The sequence below is a fragment of the Bacteroides sp. Marseille-P8574 genome, from assembly GCF_902825465.1.
Classification (GTDB): Bacteria; Bacteroidota; Bacteroidia; order Bacteroidales; family Bacteroidaceae; genus Bacteroides; species Bacteroides uniformis.
On record NZ_CADEBE010000002.1, the window covers coordinates 1,795,296 to 1,817,626 of the forward strand.

The window sequence follows — 22,331 nt, forward strand, 5'->3', positions numbered from 1 at the left end:
ACAAAAGCACAAAACTGCAAGAGTTCCTATTCCATCTACTAAAAAAAGTTACGCATTCTTTTAGATAGAAATAACTGGTTGGATTTTTCATAAATTTGTAACTGAGTAATTGATTTAATCTTTAGAGGAGTTCTATAAATTAAAATATTGTAGTACAGTTGTTTATATGGTTCCAAGAGCGTAAATTTGCAGAAAATAAGAATTTTATAATGAACAAGTTATCCCGATACCGTAAGCTTCGTTATAATCAACTATTTGAGTCAGAGAATCGTGAATTGCGTTTGAATGAAATGGGCAATCCTCTTGAAGTGTTGTCTCAGTATGTTGATTTTGAGATCTTTCGTCCTACTCTTGAATCAGCCCTTTTTACCGGAGAGCGCAAAAGTAATGCCGGTCGTCCGCCGATAGACTGTGTGCTGATGTTCAAGGTCTTGTTTCTTCAGCGTTATTATGGTTTGAGTGACCATCAGATAGAGTATCAGATAGTTGACCGTACGAGTTTCCGCAAGTTTCTTGGTATTGAATGTGTTGACGATGTTCCTGACGAGAAGACGGTGTGGAAGTATCGCGAACTCCTGACAAATACAGGCGTTTATGACAAGCTTTTTTCGGAATTTCATAGTTTCATGGAAAGTAAGGGTCTGCAATTCAATGAGGGTCGCATCATTGATGCCAGTTTTGTTATTGCCCCTCGCCAACGTAACACCCGTGATGAAAATGAGCAGATAAAACAGGGAGCGGGTAATAAGTTGTGGAATGACAATCCCCACAAGAAGTGCCACAAGGATGTAGATGCCCGCTGGACAAAGAAGCGTGATGAGACTTTTTACGGCTACAAGCAGCATACTAAAGTTGAGAAACGCAATAAGATCATACTTTCTTATGATACCACGTCGGCAGAAGTGCATGATTCCAAAGGCTTTGAAGGACTGCTGGATGAAAAAGACGAAGGCAAGGACTTGTATTTGGACGCCGGTTATGTCGGACAAGAGGAGATTGTAAAACAGCATAAGATGAATCCGATAATTTGCGAAAAGGGCTACCGTAACCGTCCGCTTACCAAGGAGCAGAAATCAGACAATAGGAAAAAATCCAAGACACGTTGCCTTGTCGAGCATGTATTCGGGTTTGAGGAACAAACCATGCGTGGACTTGTGGTGCGTACAGTAGGGCTTATTCGTGCTAAAGCCAATGTAGCACTCACCAGTCTTGTGTATAACATCAGTCGTTACACGCAAATAATCAGGCTGAAACCTGAGTTGTTGGGGTGAATTATGCCTGCACATCCAATTTTTACAACAAACACAAGTTAATTATTGTAAAAATTGGGGGGGGTAGAAAATATTCGCTAAATTTGAAAGACTAAAGCTCACAAATTGGGCAGTTAAAGAGTTCTGCTGTCTGATACAAGAGGATAAATTGAATTGATAGAACTCACCTTTAATTAATTTATTCGACGACAAGGATTGTGAATTGCTGCAACAATTTGCAATCCTTTTTCTTTTTCTTCTTTTTCTGTTAATTGTCCTCCTTTCTTATTATAAATATATGTTCTTTTTCCAGATACGTCAATTGCCCACTTTCCTGCAACAGGTCCAAGACCTCCGTCAAGGTCGATTCCCTATGCACGTGGCAGAAGAACCGTTTTTTTTCAAGCGAAGGATCTTCAATGACAATTTCCCTGTCGAATTTCCGTTTCAATTCCAACACAATGGTCTTCAGTGTTTCCCCGGGGAACATCAGTTCCCCCGTCCGCCACGTACCAGCCGTAGAAGCATCCATTTCACGAATCGAACTCAGACCCGTTTCGAGAGAGACTGTCAGCATTTGATTGGGCTTTATCCGTATATTTTTATTCTTATCAGTATACACTTCCACCTGCCCTTCTTTTAAGAGAACTGTTGGATCCTCACCGGAATACGATTTCACATTAAATGTAGTACCCAGTACACGTACTTTCAACCTCTCCGTTTCCACCAAAAACGGCTTGTGTTCATCACGGTTCACTTGAAACAAAGCCTCACCTGCCAGTTTGACCGTACGGTAACCCCTAGCAAATTTGGTGGGATAAGTAAACCGGCTACCTGAGTTCAACCAGATGTGTGTACCATCCTCCAATACCAAATTGGCTGTCTGCGAGTTGGGGACAATTACCGTATTAAATCCAACCGGTCGTGTAACCTCCATGTAATATAACGTTCCCAACCCTACTGACAATACAATTGCTATTGATGCAGTTATTTTTAGGAAGAGTGATGATTTAGGTTTATGGATATCGTTTTTTTGTGTTGTATTGTATGTCTCCTGTTCCTTAATTTTGGATTCAGATCTACTCATCATCTTCTCTATCATCTTTTGGTAAGATGCATTCAGATGTATCTTTGTTGCATAGTTGGCTTCTTCTTTTTTCGACCAGATTTCCTCCAACGAGAACAAAAAAGTCGAGTTAGCAGGTTCTTCCCTTCTCCATTTGTTGATCTTTTTGTAATCCTCCTCCGAAGCGGAATGATTTAAAAAACGCTTTAATACATTTAAATCCATATTACAGTAATATATAATTCAACATTAGAGCAATCCAAATTCCGACATGCCTCAAGGACTTGCGCAATTCCGCGATGGCTTGGGCAAGGTGTGTCTGTACCGTACGTAAGGACACATGCATCTGATTGGCTATGTCCTTTTGTGACTTCCCTTCGAAGTAGAATAAGTTTAAAGCTTCCGCACGTCTGGGAGGCAATTGCCTGATTGCATTTTCCAGCAACTTATAGTTCAACTCCTCATTCGTTTCAGACATCGAAACAGTCGATTCAATTTTCTGGTTGTAATATTCACAACGATCAATGGCCAGTTGCCACTGTTCCCGGTAGTTCTCCACTACCTTTTGGTGCTTCAGATAGTTTAGACAACTGTTTTGCGTGGCTTTGAATAGAAAGGCGGCCAGCCTACTGGAAACAATCATATGATGTTGTTCCCAGTAAGCGACAAATACATCATGTACTATATCTTCAGCAACCTCTTCATCAACAAATTTACATGCATGAACCATCAATTTAGGATACAGTTCATCATAAACTTGTCTAAAATGACTGATAGAATCCCCCCCCTTTTCTTGCATTCCATTTGAATATTGAGAGTCCATAATAACGGTTTGTATCTGTGGCTATTTGATGGCAGACAATACGATTTTTTCCATAACCTCATATCCTTTATCTGTAGGGTGGACACCATCATACGTATATTCATCAATCATGCCTCCGTTCTCTTTGCTCATTTCACTGAAGTAATCAATGTAGTGTACATGTTTTGCTTTGGCAAGTTGCCGGATCCGCACATTCAGCTCATAAATCTGTTTCACTGCATCCGTAATGTCTTTTCTCCAAGGATACACATCAACCGGAAGAACCGAAGAAAGATACACTTTGATTTTATGTGATTTGGCTAACTCTACCATTGATTTGATGTTACTCACCGTATATTCGATGCTGTACTTACCAGAATTTTCGGCTATGTCGTTCGTACCGATGTTGATGACAACAGCTTTTGGTTTAAGGTCAATCACATCTTTTTGGAAGCGGAGCAGGAGTTGCGGACTGGTTTGACCGCTGATGCCACGACCTAAAAATTGATGACCTGTAAAAAAAACGGGGCGTTTGCTAGCCCATCCGTCGGTAATGGAATTTCCGATAAAAATCACTTTCGGATAAGTTTTGTTTTGAATGATGCGTTCATTATCCTTTTGATATCTTTCAAAATCAGGATACTCGCTCAGTGTTTGGGCCGTTGCCACTGTTGCGAAAAAGTACAGAAGAGCAAAGAATAAGTGTTTCATATTTAGTATTATTTAGTAATGATTGTTAGCAATATTTTATATTAAGACAACTACACTATCAAAAGTACGTATTCTAATAGTTAAAAAAAAAGATTTTTATCTACTATGATATTACGTTTTATGCCTTTTGCTTTTTATTCCCGTCAACACCGTTCAAGGAAGCATTGTTCCCCTTTGACATTTTGATTGTCCACGATACTATTTACAATTGGTCCCATGCTATGTTTCACACGTATATCTTCACGTAATTTCTCTAACAATAAGCCCAACTCCGACAAAGAACCTCATTTACGATAGTGGTGATAAAACAACTGTCACTTTGGGAATTCGAAAAGAGGCATATGCCATTGACAACTAGTCTTAACTAAAAAATACAGCATTACAAATCATATTTTACTCTTCCTGCAAATTTAACACTTTTGTTATATACGCCATTCGGTCTCCGTTAGATCAGCCTGGTACATTTTTCGTTTGGCACCGCAAAGAAACTATTCGGCCGCGGAAACGTCAGTAAAAAAAATCAGCTGTTTTTAAAACATATATAGTCCTCATCATTATTTCTACAGCCCGAACATCTTTTTCAATCTCTAGACCGTACTAACACTCACTCCCTCGGTTCTGGCTATCATCTTCATCTGATAACTTTACCGGAAAGTCTTGACATACCGAAACGATTGCCGGACAAATCCATCGGACCATCATCCGCATATTCTCCCACTTCAACTTACACACATAAAAAACTGCCGTCTGACAAAACCCCGAAATCCTTACATGTGTGATTTTAAAAAAATGTTCAATTTCAAAAATGAAAGAAACATGAAAACAGAAACAAAAAGAATTTTGGAAAAGGCCCAGGCAGGTGATGCAGAGGCTCAGTATCTAACCGGTCTGTATTATGAGGATAAGGGAAATGCCGACGAGGCTTTCCTATGGTATGACCGTTCGGCTACACAGGGATTCGTATATGGAATCAACGCCGTTGCCATATATTACCTGAAAGGGATGGCTGTAAAGCATGATACCGGCAAGGCAATCGCTCTTCTAGAGAGTATTGCAGATAAATTCCCCACAGCCAAAGCCAATCTGGGCCATATATACCTGGAAGGGCAGGGATGTCCGCAGGATATAGGGAAAGGTATCGGGTTACTCGGACAGGCTGCGGATTCAGGTGACGGACTGTCGGCTTTCACAATGGGGCATATACGCCTCAAAGGGCTGTTTGGGACTCCCGTAATGTACAAGGAAGCGACAGGATGGTTCGAGAAGGCCTATGAACTGGGGATATATGACAGTGTGGACTTCCTCTGTGACCTGTATGAAGGTCTGTATTCACGGGGCATGAGGGACATCAGGAAATACAGGTTATGGTCGGATGTCAGAAAAAGCCTTGAAAAAGGAGGTTCCCGTACCGGTCTGGCAATGCCATCATCCGCAAACGGAGGCAATGTACCGGTATTCGGGGAGGCAAACGGCAGACAGTACATCATCATCGGCGGGGAGAAGGCTTATGTCGATCTCCTCGTTGCTGAGACATTCCTGGTCAATCCTGATCCGAAGGCCTATACGGAAGTGGAGCATATTGACGGCGACATGTCCAACAATGCGGCTGATAATCTCAGATGGATAAAAAAGCAATAAAGTCTATGGTAAAGAATATGAAAACGACATTGACAGAAAAGATTAATTGGACAAAGTACAACCTGGCTTATCCTGAGTTAGGAGATGTTATACAGATGATTCGCACGGGAGACATGCAATTGCATGACAATGAGTTTGGAGACTATACATTGAAGCAGGCAATAGAGCATATCAGAAGTGTAGCTCCAGGTGACATGCGGAAATGGAAAGCCAGACTCCTGCCCGCTGTTGCCTATAACGGTACATTCAGGGAACTTAACGGTGCGGGGCTGATTGAATACTCGCGTGTGACGGCATTGGATTTTGACCATATAGCAACACCGGATGAAATGATCCGGTTACGGAACAAGCTGATGATAACCGAATGTGTCCTGAGTGTTTTTGTTACACCCAGTGGAAATGGACTGAAGGCTCTGGTTTTGCATGACAATACAGATCCGGCCAGACATGAAGATTTGTATGGACAGCTACTGGATAAATTCTATGTGGCAAACAGAAATGATGCAAGCTGTAAAGACCTGGCACGCAGAAATTATCTGAGTTACGATCCTGACATCTGGACCAATCCAAATCCTGAACCGTACCCTTATGTCCCCACCATAAAGCCACAGGTACAGATGCCACAATCATCCGGGACAAGAACAGTGTCGGACAAAAGCATCATCAGCATCATGAACTCCCACTGGAAAAGGAACAATCCTGAATATTGGAAAAAAGGCAACAGGGGAAACTGCATCTTCAGGTTAGCCTGCTGGATGTGCAAATGGGGTGTTGACGAGGAATTGGCTACTGAGTATTTCATTGATGGCTGGGAAGATGACACAATGGATGAAAAGGAAATCAGAAGCCATGTGGGCAACGCCTATAAGACCGAAGAGAAGAACTTCGGAACATTGATATTTACAATACACTGATTTAATCACCCCTTTAAAAAAACAATTATGGTACTGACAAAAAGCCGGGGTAACATGTATCCTTTTGTTACCCACACGTGGAATGCAATAAAAGGAATATGTTTTCATGACTGCCCCTATTGTTACATGAAAAAATTCGATGGTCTGCTTCCTATACGGTTTGACCCCAAGGAACTGGAAGTAAACCTGGGTAACGGCAATTTTATTTTCGTTGGTAGCGGAACGGACGCATGGGCTTTCGACGTACCTTCGGACTGGATTGCCCAGGTTCTGGATTATTGTGACAAGTTTGATAATAACTATCTTTTCCAATCCAAGGCCCCCATACGTTTCTTGGAGTTCATAGGGCATCCGGTAATGAAGAAATCGGTTTTGTGCACGACCATTGAAACCAATGTCTTTTATCCGGACATCGTAAGGAATGCTCCAGGTACCCGGAAACGTGCCAAAGCCATGCAAAAACTGGCGAGCCTTGGAATGAGAACCTATGTGACCTGTGAACCTCTGATAAAATTCGACTTGCCCGAAATGGTTGAACTTGTCAGCATGTGTTCTCCTGTACAAGTCAATATCGGCAGGAACTCACGACAGGACATTACCCTTCCCGAACCGACAAGGAATGAAGTGCAGGCATTGATAACCGAACTTCAGAAATTTACCAAAGTGGTAGTCAAATCCAATGCCAAGTGCTGGATTTGAGAATGTACTGACTGATTGGAAAGATAAAGGAGATGCTGCATAAGCTCTCCTTTAAAATTTCGTCAAAGCCAATAAAGAATCCATATGTCAAGGATACAGGTGAAAAATATTGCAAAATAACACCTTGTGAGTTAACCGGAGGCAAGTTTATTATACATATACTGCATATTTTATTATAATACCCACTCAGGCGGCGTGAGCCTACAACTGACGAAAGAGAGAAAATATTATATTCCAAAATCAACTTTTTTTGCTAGAATTGAGATTTTTACTTAAAAGAAATAGATTGCATAAGGAAAAAAATTGATTGATGCGTTCCGTTAACTCATCGAAGTGTAAAAAGGGTATATAAAAACATTGCAAACCTTTATATATGAAATGAGTATAAACAAAAATAAAACTATTATGGATAATAATATAAATAATATGATATCAATTAGTATGCCGAAAGGTTGTAGGTATATGAGTGATTATGAAAATCTCTTGAATGGGGAATTGCCATTGGATGGTAAGTTTATCCTGAACAAGACTGTAACCGGTTGTGGTGGTACATCCCTGTTTCTCAATTCGAACTTTCCTGTGGTAATAATTTCGCCACGACTTCAGGTGTTGAAAGAGAAGCACAGACAATACCCCGACAGTTTCCACTTCCATGTCCCATTCAGTGGTAATAGAGGACAAGCAATAATCCAAATGATGCGGGATCTTGATTCGTACTTGGACTGTCATCATGGAAGCACACCATTTACCCCCTTGCCAATGCGACCTGCCAAGATACTGGTTACACTGGATTCATCGGACAAGGTTCTTGGTGTCCTTAGAGGAAATGATATGCTGGATTCATGCCTCTTTGTGGTCGATGAGTTCCAGTGTCTGATGGGTGATGCGACGTTCAAAGGCAGTACGGACATGAATTTTCTCATCCGGCTTGACAGTGAAGTGAAACGTATCTGTTACTTGTCCGCTACACCTGTCCCTGACATCTACCTTGACTACATACCTCAATTCGCCAACATTCCCTACTATAAACTGGAATGGGATCCTGATGTGATTGTGGAGCCGACATTGAAGGAGAGGCAGATGAGGAACGGTGAGACTGCGGAGAAACTGTGTGGGGAACTGATACAACGTTACAGAAGGGACGGATATTTTGAAAGGAAAATAGTGGATGGAAATATTGTCTGTTCCCGTGAAGCCTGCATATTTCTCAATGAGGTCAAGTCAATCATAAGAATAATCGGGCAAAACAGTCTGAAGCCGGATGAGGTGACAATCCTGTGTTCTGAAAGCCAGTCCTCAAAGCTGCCCAAAGGATTCACGATAGGCGGGTTGGATACGGACAGGAACAATCCCAAAAACAAACCTTTCACTTTCTGCACGAAGTCATCTTTTGAAGGTGTGGATTTCTATTCGGACAATGCAAGCACCTATATCTTCATCAATGCAGGGAAGGAGTGGCAGACCCTTGACATCATGCTGGATATACCTCAGATACTCGGCAGACAGAGGCTTGATACAAATCCATTCCGTCATGATGCCACAATATATTACAAGACCTACCCTGCCACTATGACGGAAGCGGAGTTTGAACACAAGCAGAAGATGATGGATTTGAAAACAAATAACATCCTCAATGTATTCAATAGTGCTCCTGAAGAATACAGAACTGTATTAATAGATTCTTACAGAAAAATGGAACCAGACAAGAAGTTTACAGATGATTATACTGACCTCATACAGGAGAACGGGCAAACGACGATAGGTTACAATCATCTGGTAATGGCGGCAATGTGGAACAGGTGGTACCAGAGGAATTACTATTATAATAATTCCTGCCAACTGTTGACGAGCATTCAGTCTGCGGTCGGGATGCGGAAGAAGCCGAATGAGATGAAGCTGTTCGAGCAGTGGTATTATAATGCACCCGACAAGGACAGGCTTGCAGGATATGCGAATTTCAGAAATCAATGTCCGCAATATGACACCCTGCTCTTACAAAATCCGTTCATTGATTTCAGATTTCACGGGTGGTATGGAACTCTTGGTTATGATACCCTGTCAAGTCTTGGTTTTCGAGAGGCTGATGTTGAGAATGCCTATAATGTTCTTTGTGCACAGGTTCCGATAAGGGAGGCTTGCAGGCAGGAGTTCAAGATTGGTGTTTTGTATTCCAAACAGGAGATAAAGGCCAAGCTACAGAAGATATACGACAACCTGGGCCTTGTCGGGAAAACGGCCAAAGCTACGGACCTGAAACAGTATCTTCCCGTCGTGGAAAAACAGAGGACAAATGACAGGGGCAGGAAAGTGTATTTTATAGAGATACTGGAAGCATAGGCAAACAATATGGCAATACGTTCATGGATAGGACGGTACTGCTTTTTTTCTTGACGATGTATCATTGACTAACATAAACGTAATAAAGTTATGCTCCATGCACTACAATTGAGTGAATGAATATTGCTCATGTATGGAATTATAAAGTTTGAAGTGATAAGAAAATATCCTACCGCTTTATTTACATTAAGCCAAATCTTTTCAATTCGGCCTTACTTATACGGGAATTCTCTTTTATTTTATTGCACACAATTGCAACATCTTTCTCCTCTAATATCCCTAAATAATTGCTTTTCAAGAGCTTGTTCTTCTTCACAATCTTAATTGAAGAACAGTCTATATAACTGTCATGTAAAAGGAAATTATAATCTTTTCCTTTTACGGGATGTTGCATTGCTTGTACAAAAGGAGGAAGATTGATGTTTATATAGGAGTTAAATATGACTCCTCCATAAACATTCCCGTTATCATCAAAACCAAGAACTACAAAATACTTGTCACGGTTAATATCTCCGGACTTGGGAGTTATACCGTTAGCTTTGTTCATGGTAACACAAAAAACATCCCCTATCTTAATTTCCGAAGACTTCATCAAACGCTATTGAATCATTGATATATTTAACAAGTTCTTCATTGGCACCACCGTCACGGGCAATATCTCCAGGAGCAATCACATGGCTTCCCTTCTGTGACCTAGCCTTTTCCCAACAACTTGTATGAGATGTTTTCTCCAGTTCTGTAAATTCCATTTTCCCATATTTGGAAATACATTCGTCCAAAATATCCATATCATATTGGGATAAATAGTCAGTATCAGCACCGCGTTTGGGAAGTAAATAATATTCTACAACATGAATGTCTTTTTGCATGTCGGATAAAATACTTTTTTCTCCCTTTATCGTATTATATAACACTGTCGGTACGGGGCCATGGGGAAGAGCACAGAATTTATCAGCTGTCATTAATTGCCCCCAATCAACGAGGCTGCGCTGGTTGGCAAAGTATAATATCTTGAACAGACGATAATAATCTATACCTCCGGTTTTATTAAGGATATAAAGTACAACCTCTATTATTTTTTGTTTCTCAAATGCAGTCATTTTTCAGAATCCCTTCTCATTAATAAATTAAAGGTAAATGATTTATCGTACAAAAATAGTGAAAATATAAATATAATACACGGGGTTTATATATAAATCGCATATTTAAGAACATTTTATCGTATCGACTAAATAGCACTACTTCTATCCCAATGTCCATGTAATTACCCAAATAATGGCATGCAAGAGTAAACTGAAAGCCCATTATACCATATTGTAACTATAATTAATAACCCACTTAGGCGGCGTTGGCCTACAACTAACGAAAGAGAGAAAATATCAACTTTTTTTGCTGAAATTAGGGAAATTACTTATAAATGATATGTTTCAAAGGAAAAAAAATTGATTGATGCGTTCCGTTTACTCTTTCAATGATGATTTGGAGAACTGGAAAAATTGATAATACGGCATGAGTGTATTATTTCCAAACTTGCACTTTCTCTTCCGGTTATATATTCCCCAAAGGTAGCAAAAGAATCGGGATTTTATTCATTCCCCGGCATTCCATAAACCCGGAGTATGATTGCTATAAATGAAGATATGTCATTATATAGTGAATCAGACAATGCAATTTTTCTGTATAACCAAATTACTGCTGGATGAGTTAACGGTACGCATCACTTTTTTTCTCAATAAAATCTTTCTCTTTTAAGTAATAATCCACATTTTAGCAAAAAAAGTTGATTTTGGGATATAATATATTTTCTCTCTTTCGTCAGTTGTAGGCTCACGCCGCTTGAGTGAGTATTATTATTAATTACAATAACTATGATACAATGGGCTTCCAGTTAACTCTTGTATCTCACCGTCTGGATAATGTATGAATGATGAACCTTGCCTTCTTCCTCCTGGCTGAATTGGAGTACTTATACATTGTTCCAACTTCTCATTTGTCCTGTACATATTGTTTTAGGAAGTATGGTTAAAAGTGTATCAGTATAAGCAAGGATCCGATAAACCACTTCCATAATCCTTACAATAGATCCGGTTTAAACCAGGCTATATATGTCTCCCGTTAATATTGCGAGATAGTCCTTGCCCCGATGAATGGAATGGAAGAGTAATGTGAAGGAGTGATATGGTTACTTCACGGCTATCATCGACGGGCAAACCTATGACAGTGCCGGAAAACAGGTGGAGGAAATATAAACCTCTCTCCACATTACTTCAGGCACGTCTATCCATTGCCCGTTCATGTACCTTGCCTTGTGGAGTATTAAGGTATGAAACTGAAGGGATATTATCATTCAGCCGGTAAGGATAAATACTTAATACAAGATTTGGTCATAAAGAAGCGATGAGTATAGGATATAAGTTCATCATTGGTAGAAGGGTTATCTCAGTATCAGTATGGGAACTAATCCGGTAACCGGACTCTGTATTGGCCACTCATCCGCCCTATTCATTATTACCCGTACGGATTTGGGATGAAGTGTTGGTTATATGGCTACTTGAAAAATGGAATAATGTAAAACATTTTATATATCATATAATACTATACCCGTTCTGTTGGGCATGAAAAGACAGTCTTTTTTCTTATGTTTATATCATGTATAGGTGGGTAGCGTTTTACACACTCTAGGGATAGATAGTTTTTCATCGCTTAACCAATTAATATTCAATTCAAAAAGTCGTATCATGTTGTATTTTTCAAGGAACCGTATTTTGAACGTTTACCCGCCTGAAATATAGAGTTTACCCACCAGCGAATGATATTTACCCCCCTGAAAAAAGAAAAAGGAGGGCACCTTTCGTATACCCTCCTTGGTTCGTTTCATCTCAAACCGTTTCTTCTCTCATATCTTTTGAAAGCATTTTTTACGCTGTCCCGGTCCACTCCGATCATCTTTGCTATCCTCCCGTATCCCAACGGCTGGCCGTCCTCACCGGGAGTATGCCATAGAGGATACCAGCATTCAATCTCCTCGTCCGTCAGCTTACGTCTGAGGGGTAAGCCGGCCATTTTCTCCATCACCGGATATGCTCCCTTATAGTATTTGTGGAGGAAACGTTCCATGCAGTGGTTGGCAATATATACGGTCAGTTTGCAGACTGCCTTGCGCATCTTCGGATTGTCCTCTCCCGGCTCTCCGGCGAGCATGTGCAGCACGATGGCGGCATGGAAGGCAATGGTGGCCATGCGGGGGGAGACCATTCTCCTCATCCTGTCATCAGCCTTCTTCTGTTCCCCGATCCAGTTGCCCAGCGGGCCATGTACATAGGAGAGGTCGGTAAGATACTCGTCGGCGGGAATGTCCGTGCCATCCTCCGCAGTCCTGAGGCAGTATTTCTCCCGCCATTCCCCTAACTGGTCGCGCATTCTCTCAAGTTCCTCACCCTCCGGCAGATCGAACTCGGGAACTGAACGGTCCTGTTCGGGAATCGCGCAGAAGCAGATACGGGAGGCGGTGCCGTTCTCGTAGTCCTCATCCGTAAAGAAGCGTCTGACAGCTCCGGGAGTACCGGTGAAGGTATAGTTCAAACGGACAGAAAAATCACCGCGGCAGTCATCACGGGTATGCTTGTTGTCCAGGGAGACGGCCTCACCGGAGAATGCCTTGCGTAGCAGGTCACTCGAGAATCCACCACCTTTCGAAGCGGATTTCCGTATGGTGTCGATCTCCGTTTCCATTGCATAGAGGGAAAGACCCCGGCTGTTGGCGATGACCTCCATCAGCCTTGCCTTTGAAATGTCGGTACCCACTATCTGGACAATCCGGTCTGTCCTGCCGGTTCTGGATTTTAGCCTGTTGTCCATGACCACCCTTTGAAAGAGGTCCTGCTCATACACGTCCTTGAACACACTCTTTCCTGAACCCTGCCCACCCTCGATAATCACCTGCAGGCTGGGTGAATGATACCGTCCATCCAGATATCTTGCCCGTACATTTGAGAAGGCCAGTGCACCGTAGCCACCGAGCAGATGGAAGAGCATGGCAGGCCTGAAACCTTCAGGACAGCCGTCAAGAATGGTACTGATGTGGGGGATGGCAGAGTGGCACGGCATGGGGAATTCCCGGTTGAACCATTGCAGCCATTCTCCAAGACTGACATCTTCGTGCGGGTTCTGCTCTTGCCCCGTACTTTTCCCCATTGGACCGAACTCCCGACGGATTTCAAACAGAGCACGCGTCTCGTCAATCTTTACCTGGCTGAGCCCTTTTGCTTTCCGGATGTCAAGGTCGCACTGCTGTTCAACCTCGTCCTTTTTGATCCTGCTGTTCTCGCATGCCTCATCCTTCCTAATTACGCTTTTCTGTTTCTCGTTCTCAATCCTGGCCTTTCCCAACTTCTTCCTGATTTCGGGCAATACGAACAGCCCGACTGCAACCGTGATGCCGACAACGGGACCACCGATTTTCCAGAAAGATGAAACGGTGCCCTCATAGCTCCCTCTTACTCCACCCGGTCCTACACTCGCTCTCGCTTTAATGGTGGAAGGGGCACTTGCATTTGAAAAATTTCTACTCATAATCAATGTGATTTTTTAAAGTTGATAAATCTTGTTTAATTACTGCATCGTCTGTCGGGACTGTCAGACAGACCGGAGACTTCACGTTTTTGACGGCCTGCCTTCTGTTGACATCTGCCAGATGACGGTCCACGGTTACCAATGAGACGACATACATGGTAGCGATTTCCCTATGGGTCATCCCTTTCTTCGACGCCAGATACCATTCTCTCACCATGCCACGGGTGACTTTTGTTCTGCTCCTGGTACGTTTGGTAGAGAGGGGAACCTGTGATGGCACAAGCTCTTCCGCATCATTTCCCACCTTATCAATTACGGCAGGTGTTTCCACTATCCGACCGTATCTCTTTACAGACCTCTTATAGGCCAATATACCGGCAAGACCGATGACAGCCATGCCAAGTTCCATTAGGAATATTCTTTTAATGTTCATAATATTAATTATTTATTGGTTATAATAATACACTCAGATTCGATCCCCCGACCGCCACTGGAGAAAGATAGCCGGCATGCTTTCCCTCATGTGAAAGCCGGAGAACGGAGAGGTGTCATTGTCGGTGATAAGCCTTCACAAGCTCCAGAGCGAGGTCAGCATCAACCACGATGAGACGCCCGTGCTGCACTATGGCACTGTCCAGAATACCGCTGCTCTTGATACGCTGGGCAGTGGAGACTGAACAGCCGAACAGCTTGGAGAGACCGGAAAGGCCGTATACATAATTCTTCTTGACGGAAGGGGCACCGGAAGATACCACCTCATGCTCACCGGTACACCCGCAGAGCTTGAACACTTCGACAAGGTCGGAAACTGTGGCCTGGAACAAAGGCTTGTTAAGCATATCAGATATATTATTTTCGCTTTTCATTTTATATGTTTTTTTAATTAATAAAATCTTATCAAGCTTGAATCGCGGGAGCAAATATAGAGATTATTCAAATACAACGAATTGAATTACAGCTATTTACAAAGATATAATTGAGATATTTGGAATAGCAGGAATATAGCAGAGAGATAGCTTAAAAATAGCAGGAATAATTTGCAGAAAAACAAAAAATCCCCTTGTCCGGGAAAGGACAAGAGGGGCGGATAAAGAAAAAATGGAAAGATGGTTTCAGAAGGTTGGGAATCCGGAAAGAAGCACAAGAAGGGATTTCAAGTCATTATCCTTTTCACTTATAAAGCGGGCATTCTCTTTTAGTGTAGAAGATACCTTGTTGTTTTTCACTAAATCATGACTGACCATCCTATTGAAGTCACATGAGGGATTCTTGTTTATATTCCCGGTAAAGAGTCCCTTGCATATTTTCCATTTGTCACGGTAAGGAGCACATACAATGCCGATGAACAGTGAGAAGCTCCTGGGAGAGGCAATCCATTCAATGGATATGACACCTTCAGGCTTCTTACCTTTACCGGTCAACACATAGGTAAACTGCTCCAGGGATGTCCTTTTATGGAAGTACTTGCCATGCATTTTATCGAACAATTCCTTGATAACCCCTTCATCAAGAGAAAGGCAAAAAGTGGAAGTGGAAAAGGCAACGGAGGACTCAACGGGTTGTCGTTTGCCCGAAAAAGCCCCCCCGGAAGCTGGATTTCCGGATGACTGGGGACTCATAGTTTCGGAATCTTGAGAGACAGATGAACCGGAAGCGGCGACCGTATCCTCTGACAAAGGCTCACGGGATGTTTCCGTATGATTGTTTTCGGAAAAACGCACGTCCTCTTTATGGGGGCTGTCAGCGGAATTGATTGTAATATTCGTGGTATTCGTCACATTGATCTGGTTTACATAGACTGTAGTATAAACATTCGTATGACAACCGTTTCCTTCAGATGTACGACTCTTGCAGGAAGAATCATCCGGAGAGGATGCCTTGGAAGTCTTGGAATTAGACACAGCGGACAGTTTATTCCGTATCCTCACACTTGTGATAATCAAAGCAGTGCTTACAGCGGCATCAAAAACGAAGTCAGTTACTTTCTCAGTTACTTTCCCTAATGCAGTAACAGTAGCCAAAGAAAGCCGTCTACTCGCAGCGTATAACATGTAGTTACATGCATTGCAAGCAATATAGCCAAATGCGGTTTCCATATCTTTAAATTTTTAAAAACGATCACCATTTTTAGAGAACGCCCCAAATATAGCAAAAATATAATCACACCATATCGTCCGCACTGTCAAAAATAGCCACAATCATGTATTTTATAGCCTACTCAAGGAGTTTTTATGTCTTACAGCATCCAAAATACTATTCAATTCTGCTGGACTAAGGGATTTCAGAATTTCTGTCAGGTCAGACCTATCATCAGACGAAATATCCAACAACCTATTATTATATGACACCTGCTGTTCATGAGGGAAAATATCTATGTAGCGTGCGGTTACACTTTCATTATGAGAATGCCCCATACTCTCACTGATATAGTTTATTGGTACACCGGCATGAGTCAGATTGGTAGCAAAAGAGTGTCTACACCATGTACTACTCGGAAAAATCTCCCACCCCAAAAAAACGACCAACTTCTTCATACGGTCTTGAATATTGCTGTTCTCCAATGCTATCATTTTACGAATGGCCATTTCATCAGTCTCACCTTTCAATATAGAAGGGAACACCAAAGCACCTTTTTCTTCTGGAGCAGCGATTTCCGACAAAATATTCTTTAAAGGCTCAATAATTGGAATCACGACTTCACTATTATTTTCACTTCTATCTTTAGTTTTATATCGCATAAATTGAAACGCCTTTTTACCGCTAAAAAAATAGTAATCATTATATCTCAACCGTGCAGCATCTGCCAAATTAAAGCCATTACACAAATACTGTAACAAAAATAAACCTAAAGAAAAATGTACCTTTTCTCTATAAACCTTCTGCCACGATTCTGGATATTGCTTATTAATAAATACTTGATACAACTCCGTCATCTGTGCTACATTCAAATATTCTTTCTTCCGCGTACTACCTGTAGGTATAGTGATTAAAGTTTTATCTTTACCAAATGGATATTCTTTCCCACTAAGAAAACCTCTCTGAGTACACTCATTCCATACAACCCTACATGCTCTCAGATATATTCCAATAGTCGTTTTCGTAAATCCATCATTTTCCATACCTTTAATCCATTTTTCAATCAAAGTCTTAGATACATTAAAGCCTGATATTACACCAACATACTTGATAAATGATTTTTTTGCTGTTGCATAACTGTCCGCAGTTCCCACAGATCTATTTCTAACAATATCATCCCAAATTTGCAGAAACGAATCTTCTTCATTTTTTCCTGTCAATCGGGTCATAATCATAGCCAAACTTAATTTAGCAGTTTTATCCAAATCCTGCACTATATCAACATAAGATTTGAATGTTCGTTCTAATTGCACTTTACGTTCAAAATTCGTTTCCCTTTCATTTTTTGTACTGGTTCTACGACCAGTATTCTTTGCTCTACAAATAGCATCAAATTCTTTTTCTGTATATTTTTCCCCTAATGAATAATACAACCTTTTCCGATCTATAGTAAATCGTAAAGCTATAGGGTATTTATTATCACTCTTTAGGTGCCTTCTATCCAAGACCAAACTTATTACACAAATACCAACCTTATCATTAGCCAAACAACTTATATACTCTTTACTTTTTTCAACCATAGTTTTCCTCCTTTATACATTTAAACAAAATACTATAATCACTCATCCGAGAACACAAGTGGGAACACAACGGGAACACAAAAAGCTCCATTTTTTTAAAATCAATTCCAATCAGACGGCATCACAAAAATAGCAAATATTTGATTAACAAGCAAATATAAAGTGCAAGAATAATCATAAAAAATCATCCTAAATGATTCATAATCATGAGGTCCCCGGTTCAATCCCGGGTCCCGCTACAAAGAAGATTTAGACTGTTAGGAGGCTTCCACTCTTGGCGGTCTTTTTTGTTTTTAATACTCATTTTTTACTATGGTTTGTTTTCAAATTATAGTAAAAAGGAAAATATGAATACAAACAGTTGATATATGGATAGTCCTCTTGCATTTTAAGCCACTAACTTTGTGTGCAAATATCAAGTGACTATTATGAAAAGACAACTGTTCACATTTTCCTTTCTGTGTCTGCTTGCACTAGGTACAAGAGCACAAAATACCCTAACCTTGGAGGACTGCCTCAAAATAGGTATCGAAAACAACTTGTCCTTGCAAAGCAAACGGAAGGAAATACAAAAAGGGAAATACGGCATCTCTGAGAATCGAGCCAAACTGCTACCCCAAATCAATGGTTTTGCCAACTATAACGACAATATCGATCCACCCGTCTCCGTTACCGACGGTTCAGCATATGGCAATCCCTACAATGTAACCCAAACCTTGCAATACAACGCCAACTTTGGATTACAGTTGCAGATACCACTTTATAACCAGACACTCTACACCACTCTATCCATAGCCAAAACCATGGATGAGATGAATCGCCTTTCTTATGGAAAGGCAAGAGAAGACCTCATCCTCCAAATTAGTCAAATGTACTATTTAGGACAGGTTACAGCTGAACAGATTATTTTGATAAAAGCCAACATCACTCGCCTGGAAGAGTTGAGAGATATCACTCAAGCCTTCTATGACAACGGCATGGCTATGGAAGTAGATGTGAAACGCGTCAACATCAACTTGGAGAACCTCAAGGTGCAGCACGACAACGCACAAGCCATGATGGAACAGCAGCTGAATCTACTTAAATACATTATCGACTATCCGGCGGAAGAAAGAATAGCACTGGTACCAGTGAATACAGAAACGATTACGCCCGCAGCACTCACCGGGCTGTCCGAAACACTATATGAACTCCAGCTGTTGCAATCACAAAAACAACTTGCTGAACAGCAGAAAACAATAATCAGCAACGGTTACATCCCCTCCTTGAACCTGACAGGAAGCTGGATGTTTTCCGCCTATACAGACAAAGCTTACCATTGGTTCCATTCCGGCCCTTCCAACCATTGGTATCGCTCCTATGGAGTGGGCCTCTCCTTACGCATTCCCATTTTCGACGGACTGGACAAACGCTACAAGATGCGTAAGGCAACCATCGACATAGAGAACATCAAACTCGCCCAAGAGAATACCAGAAAGAATCTTCAGACACAATATCTGAATGCTACCAATGACCTGATGAACAGTCAGCGTAACTTTAAGAAGCAGAAAGACAATTATCTACTTGCTGAAGATGTATATACCGTTACTATGGACCGTTATCGGGAAGGAATCGCCTCAATGACCGAAGTATTGCAGGACGAAATGCGGATGAGCGAAGCCCAAAACAACTATATCAGTGCCCACTACAATTACCGGATAACCAATCTGACTTTGCTGAAGCTGACGGGACAGCTGGAGACGTTGAGCCCCTCAATTCCTTAAAGAGGAAGATGAATAGAGTCCGTATTCAAGGACGGATATATATAATAATGAATAAACAATATAATATAGAAGATATGGAAACAAAAGAGAACAATAACACCGCAAGTACCCATCAAGAGAAAGCACGGAAATTGAAGAAGCTTCGCCGTTGGCAAATCGTTGTCAGCCTATTAGGAATAGCTATCCTTATCTGGGGAATAATTCAAGTGACCTGCCTCTTTTTGAACTACAAACGGACGGAAACCAGTAATGATGCACAGATTGAACAATACATATCTCCCGTCAATCTGCGCGCATCAGGATATATCAAGAAAATTTGTTTCACAGAACACCAAGAAGTACACAAAGGAGATACCTTACTTATATTGGACGACCGGGAATATAAAATCAGAGTCATGGAAGCTGAAGCTGCACTCAAGGATGCACAAGCCGGCGCCACAGTCATTGGTGCTACACTACAAACCACGCAAACTACAGCCTCTGTCTACGACGCCTCCATAGCAGAGATAGAAATCCGCCTTACCAAGCTGGAGAAAGACCGCCAGCGATACCAGAACTTGGTGAAGAGAAACGCTGCCACCCCCATTCAATTGGAACAGATAGAAACCGAATATGCAGCTACCCACAAGAAGTTGGAAGCTGTGAAACGGCAACAGAAAGCTGCCTTGTCGGGTGTGAACGAAGTGTCACATCGCCGTGAAAATACAGAAGCTGCCATACAACGGGCAACAGCCGCACTCGAAATGGCACGGCTGAACCTCTCCTACACCGTAGTAGTAGCTCCTTGTGATGGGAAATTGGGACGGCGTACTCTTGAAGAAGGACAATTCATTACTGCTGGACAAACCATCACCTACATTCTGCCTGACACACAAAAGTGGATTATAGCCAACTACAAGGAAACCCAAATTGAGAATCTGCACTTGGGACAAGAAGTAGCCATTACCGTTGATGCCATCAGCGGCAAAGAGTTCAAAGGGAAAATCACTGCCATCTCCGGAGCCACTGGTTCCAAGTATTCCCTAGTGCCCACGGATAATTCTGCCGGTAACTTCGTGAAGATACAACAACGCATCCCAGTCCGCATCGACTTTACCGATTTGTCTAAAGAAGACAACAGTAGCCTTGCCGCCGGTATGATGGTAATAGTCAAAGCGAAAACAAAAAAATAGGGATTAAGGATTAGAGGTTAGGGATTAAGGCAACCAACTCCTTAATCCTTACCCCCTAATCCTTAATCTTTAACCCTTAATCCCTAACCCCTTAACCCTTATCCCCATGCCCTCATACCCCAAGAACTATCCTTTCTACAACTGGGTACCCAAACCGGTAGGTATCATCATCCTATTCGTATTCTTTTTGCCGATACTGACTGTGGGCGGTACCTACTCGGTGGCAAGCACCGAAATGATGAGCGAACTCGGCATCATTTCCGAGCATATCCAGTTTGCCAACTTCGCCACTTCCATTGGCATGGCAGCATTCTGCCCTTTTCTGTATAGGCTGGTAGTCATACGCCGGCAGAAAATGATGTGCCTGGCAGGATTCTCCCTGATGTACATCTTCAGCTATATCTGTGCCAAGACAGACAGCGTTTTCCTGCTGGCACTATGCAGCATCTTTATGGGATTCCTACGAATGGTGCTGATGATGGTCAACCTCTTCACCCTCATAAAGTATGCAGGGCATATCGAGGCGTACGACAAAATTACACCCGGCAACGAGCCCACAACTGACGAAGGCTGGGACAAGCTGGACATCGAACGGAGTGCGGCACAACCCGCCATCTACCTATTCTTCATGGTACTGGGGCAATTGGGAACCTCGCTCACCGCCTGGCTCGCTTTTGAATATGAATGGCAGTACATACACTACTTTATGATGGGGCTACTATTACTTTGCATCCTCATCACCTTCATTACTATGCCTTATCATAAATATACCACCCGCCGTTTCCCCATCAACTTCAAGCAGTTCGGCAATGCCTCCATCTTCTGCATCACACTGACCTGCATTACCTACGTGCTTACTTATGGCAAAGTGCTCGACTGGTACGATGACCCAACCATACAATGGGCCACAGTCTGCGCCATCATTGCTGGCGGCATATTTCTCTATATCGAGTCTACCCAGCGCAATCCTTACTATCAGCTCGATGTATTCAAACTGCGTACCATCCGTATGGGTTTCCTATTCTATTTTCTGTTAATGGTACTGAATTCCAGCGCCATGTTTGTCAATGTATTCACGGGCATAGGTATGAAACTGGACAACTTCCAGAATGCCACCCTGGGCAACTGGTCCATGCTGGGCTACCTCATCGGCGGTATAGCCACTATCTGGCTCAGCGTAAAAGGCGTACACTTCAAATATCTCTTTGCCGCCGGTTTCCTTCTATTGGGGCTTTCCGCCATGTTCATGTATTTCGAGGTACAAGGTGCAGGACTGTACGAACGGATGAAGTATCCGGTCATCATCCGTTCTACCGGTATGATGTTCCTCTATTCGCTGATTCCAACCTACGCCACCCAACGCATGCCTTACAAATATCTTTCTTCTTGGATATGTACCATGCTTACCGTACGCATGGTATTGGCTCCCAGCATCGGAGCCGCACTCTATACGAATGTACTGCAAGAACGCCAACAGCACTACGTCACCCGCTATGCACAGAATGTAGACATGCTGCACCCCGAAGCATCCACCTCGTTTACCCAGACCGTACAAGGTATGCAATATCAGGGAAAGAGCAAACAAGAAGCAATCAGCATGGCTGCCATATCCACCAAAGGACGCATCCAAGTGCAGGCCACCCTCTCTGCTGTAAAGGAAATGGCAGGATGGACACTCTACGCCTGCTTGTTTTGCATGATATTTGTGCTTGTCGTGCGGTATCCTAAACGAAAATTACTAACTTAGCAGA

Annotated in this window: 18 protein-coding genes; 8 read left to right on the top strand and 10 right to left on the bottom strand. The window is 42.1% G+C overall.

Annotated elements, in window-relative coordinates; genetic code table 11:
• The first annotated feature begins 209 nt into the window (after positions 1 to 209).
• Positions 210 to 1,271: an IS5-like element IS1169 family transposase gene (locus tag HUX74_RS20125; RefSeq protein WP_008657074.1), complete on the top strand. Its 1,062-nt coding sequence runs from the start codon at positions 210 to 212 to the stop codon at positions 1,269 to 1,271.
• A gap of 247 nt (positions 1,272 to 1,518) precedes the next feature.
• On the opposite strand, the gene HUX74_RS20130 is transcribed toward HUX74_RS20125, so the two are convergent.
• The 3 genes from HUX74_RS20130 to HUX74_RS20140 are packed head-to-tail and all read right to left on the bottom strand — an operon-like array spanning position 1,519 to position 3,829.
• A complete protein-coding gene (locus HUX74_RS20130; protein ID WP_005824128.1) occupies positions 1,519 to 2,541 on the bottom strand; it encodes a FecR family protein in 1,023 nt (340 codons plus the stop codon).
• A gap of 1 nt (position 2,542) precedes the next feature.
• Positions 2,543 to 3,139 (bottom strand): RNA polymerase sigma-70 factor, encoded by a 597-nt coding sequence (locus tag HUX74_RS20135; RefSeq protein WP_005824130.1) that lies wholly within the window; start codon positions 3,137 to 3,139, stop codon positions 2,543 to 2,545.
• Positions 3,140 to 3,160: 21 nt separating this feature from the next.
• The gene (locus HUX74_RS20140; RefSeq protein ID WP_174647301.1) at positions 3,161 to 3,829 is read right to left on the bottom strand and encodes a GDSL-type esterase/lipase family protein; all 669 of its coding nucleotides are present in this window, start codon (positions 3,827 to 3,829) and stop codon (positions 3,161 to 3,163) included.
• A gap of 816 nt (positions 3,830 to 4,645) precedes the next feature.
• Here HUX74_RS20140 and HUX74_RS20145 point away from each other — a divergent pair.
• The 4 genes from HUX74_RS20145 to HUX74_RS20160 all read left to right on the top strand — a co-directional run bounded on the left by HUX74_RS20145 (position 4,646) and on the right by HUX74_RS20160 (position 9,417).
• Positions 4,646 to 5,467, top strand: a complete 822-nt coding sequence (locus HUX74_RS20145; protein WP_016274150.1) for an SEL1-like repeat protein — start codon at positions 4,646 to 4,648, stop codon at positions 5,465 to 5,467.
• A gap of 5 nt (positions 5,468 to 5,472) precedes the next feature.
• The gene (locus tag HUX74_RS20150; RefSeq protein ID WP_005824138.1) at positions 5,473 to 6,381 is read left to right on the top strand and encodes a BT4734/BF3469 family protein; all 909 of its coding nucleotides are present in this window, start codon (positions 5,473 to 5,475) and stop codon (positions 6,379 to 6,381) included.
• A gap of 27 nt (positions 6,382 to 6,408) precedes the next feature.
• Positions 6,409 to 7,080: a hypothetical protein gene (locus HUX74_RS20155; RefSeq protein ID WP_254592906.1), complete on the top strand. Its 672-nt coding sequence runs from the start codon at positions 6,409 to 6,411 to the stop codon at positions 7,078 to 7,080.
• Positions 7,081 to 7,542: 462 nt separating this feature from the next.
• Complete coding sequence (locus HUX74_RS20160; RefSeq protein WP_254592907.1) at positions 7,543 to 9,417, top strand: hypothetical protein; 1,875 nt, start codon at positions 7,543 to 7,545, stop codon at positions 9,415 to 9,417.
• A 181-nt stretch (positions 9,418 to 9,598) separates the two neighbouring features.
• Here HUX74_RS20160 and HUX74_RS20165 read toward each other — a convergent pair whose 3' ends face one another.
• The 7 genes from HUX74_RS20165 to HUX74_RS20195 form a co-directional block, all read right to left on the bottom strand.
• Positions 9,599 to 10,009, bottom strand: coding sequence for a hypothetical protein (locus tag HUX74_RS20165; protein ID WP_174647303.1), 411 nt, complete (start codon positions 10,007 to 10,009; stop codon positions 9,599 to 9,601).
• Positions 9,990 to 10,517 carry a Panacea domain-containing protein gene (locus HUX74_RS20170; RefSeq protein ID WP_174647304.1) on the bottom strand — a complete coding sequence of 176 codons (528 nt, stop codon included), beginning with the start codon at positions 10,515 to 10,517 and terminating at the stop codon, positions 9,990 to 9,992. The genes HUX74_RS20165 and HUX74_RS20170 overlap by 20 nt, the downstream gene beginning before the upstream one ends.
• Before the next feature lie 1,774 nt (positions 10,518 to 12,291).
• Positions 12,292 to 13,989, bottom strand: coding sequence for a DUF3987 domain-containing protein (locus tag HUX74_RS20175; protein WP_174647305.1), 1,698 nt, complete (start codon positions 13,987 to 13,989; stop codon positions 12,292 to 12,294).
• On the bottom strand, positions 13,982 to 14,422 hold the full coding sequence (locus tag HUX74_RS20180) for a hypothetical protein (protein ID WP_025076071.1): 441 nt from the start codon (positions 14,420 to 14,422) through the stop codon (positions 13,982 to 13,984). Before HUX74_RS20180 ends, HUX74_RS20175 begins: the two co-directional genes overlap by 8 nt.
• Before the next feature lie 115 nt (positions 14,423 to 14,537).
• Positions 14,538 to 14,855 (bottom strand): DUF3853 family protein, encoded by a 318-nt coding sequence (locus HUX74_RS20185; protein WP_033887025.1) that lies wholly within the window; start codon positions 14,853 to 14,855, stop codon positions 14,538 to 14,540.
• 246 nt (positions 14,856 to 15,101) lie between these two features.
• On the bottom strand, positions 15,102 to 16,085 hold the full coding sequence (locus HUX74_RS20190; protein WP_073350138.1) for a hypothetical protein: 984 nt from the start codon (positions 16,083 to 16,085) through the stop codon (positions 15,102 to 15,104).
• 111 nt (positions 16,086 to 16,196) lie between these two features.
• Positions 16,197 to 17,645: a tyrosine-type recombinase/integrase gene (locus HUX74_RS20195; protein WP_073350139.1), complete on the bottom strand. Its 1,449-nt coding sequence runs from the start codon at positions 17,643 to 17,645 to the stop codon at positions 16,197 to 16,199.
• A gap of 428 nt (positions 17,646 to 18,073) precedes the next feature.
• Between HUX74_RS20195 and HUX74_RS20200 the strand changes: the two genes are divergently transcribed.
• The 3 genes from HUX74_RS20200 (at position 18,074) to HUX74_RS20210 (ending at position 22,327) form a co-directional block, all read left to right on the top strand.
• A complete protein-coding gene (locus tag HUX74_RS20200; protein ID WP_138344607.1) occupies positions 18,074 to 19,408 on the top strand; it encodes a TolC family protein in 1,335 nt (444 codons plus the stop codon).
• 74 nt (positions 19,409 to 19,482) lie between these two features.
• Positions 19,483 to 20,580, top strand: a complete 1,098-nt coding sequence (locus tag HUX74_RS20205) for an HlyD family secretion protein (protein WP_035449880.1) — start codon at positions 19,483 to 19,485, stop codon at positions 20,578 to 20,580.
• Between the two features lie 106 nt (positions 20,581 to 20,686).
• On the top strand, positions 20,687 to 22,327 hold the full coding sequence (locus tag HUX74_RS20210) for an MFS transporter (RefSeq protein ID WP_117601301.1): 1,641 nt from the start codon (positions 20,687 to 20,689) through the stop codon (positions 22,325 to 22,327).
• The last annotated feature ends 4 nt before the right edge of the window (positions 22,328 to 22,331 follow it).

Excerpts from the sequence above, each read along its gene's own strand:
- HUX74_RS20125 (WP_008657074.1), top strand. The coding sequence starts at position 210 with ATGAACAAGTTATCCCGATACCGTAAGCTTCGTTATAATCAACTATTT.
- HUX74_RS20130 (WP_005824128.1), bottom strand. The coding sequence starts at position 2,541 with ATGGATTTAAATGTATTAAAGCGTTTTTTAAATCATTCCGCTTCGGAG.
- HUX74_RS20135 (WP_005824130.1), bottom strand. The coding sequence starts at position 3,139 with ATGGACTCTCAATATTCAAATGGAATGCAAGAAAAGGGGGGGGATTCT.
- HUX74_RS20140 (WP_174647301.1), bottom strand. The coding sequence starts at position 3,829 with ATGAAACACTTATTCTTTGCTCTTCTGTACTTTTTCGCAACAGTGGCA.
- HUX74_RS20145 (WP_016274150.1), top strand. The coding sequence starts at position 4,646 with ATGAAAACAGAAACAAAAAGAATTTTGGAAAAGGCCCAGGCAGGTGAT.
- HUX74_RS20150 (WP_005824138.1), top strand. The coding sequence starts at position 5,473 with ATGGTAAAGAATATGAAAACGACATTGACAGAAAAGATTAATTGGACA.
- HUX74_RS20155 (WP_254592906.1), top strand. The coding sequence starts at position 6,409 with ATGGTACTGACAAAAAGCCGGGGTAACATGTATCCTTTTGTTACCCAC.
- HUX74_RS20160 (WP_254592907.1), top strand. The coding sequence starts at position 7,543 with ATGAGTGATTATGAAAATCTCTTGAATGGGGAATTGCCATTGGATGGT.
- HUX74_RS20165 (WP_174647303.1), bottom strand. The coding sequence starts at position 10,009 with ATGAAGTCTTCGGAAATTAAGATAGGGGATGTTTTTTGTGTTACCATG.
- HUX74_RS20170 (WP_174647304.1), bottom strand. The coding sequence starts at position 10,517 with ATGACTGCATTTGAGAAACAAAAAATAATAGAGGTTGTACTTTATATC.
- HUX74_RS20175 (WP_174647305.1), bottom strand. The coding sequence starts at position 13,989 with ATGAGTAGAAATTTTTCAAATGCAAGTGCCCCTTCCACCATTAAAGCG.
- HUX74_RS20180 (WP_025076071.1), bottom strand. The coding sequence starts at position 14,422 with ATGAACATTAAAAGAATATTCCTAATGGAACTTGGCATGGCTGTCATC.
- HUX74_RS20185 (WP_033887025.1), bottom strand. The coding sequence starts at position 14,855 with ATGAAAAGCGAAAATAATATATCTGATATGCTTAACAAGCCTTTGTTC.
- HUX74_RS20190 (WP_073350138.1), bottom strand. The coding sequence starts at position 16,085 with ATGGAAACCGCATTTGGCTATATTGCTTGCAATGCATGTAACTACATG.
- HUX74_RS20195 (WP_073350139.1), bottom strand. The coding sequence starts at position 17,645 with ATGGTTGAAAAAAGTAAAGAGTATATAAGTTGTTTGGCTAATGATAAG.
- HUX74_RS20200 (WP_138344607.1), top strand. The coding sequence starts at position 18,074 with ATGAAAAGACAACTGTTCACATTTTCCTTTCTGTGTCTGCTTGCACTA.
- HUX74_RS20205 (WP_035449880.1), top strand. The coding sequence starts at position 19,483 with ATGGAAACAAAAGAGAACAATAACACCGCAAGTACCCATCAAGAGAAA.
- HUX74_RS20210 (WP_117601301.1), top strand. The coding sequence starts at position 20,687 with ATGCCCTCATACCCCAAGAACTATCCTTTCTACAACTGGGTACCCAAA.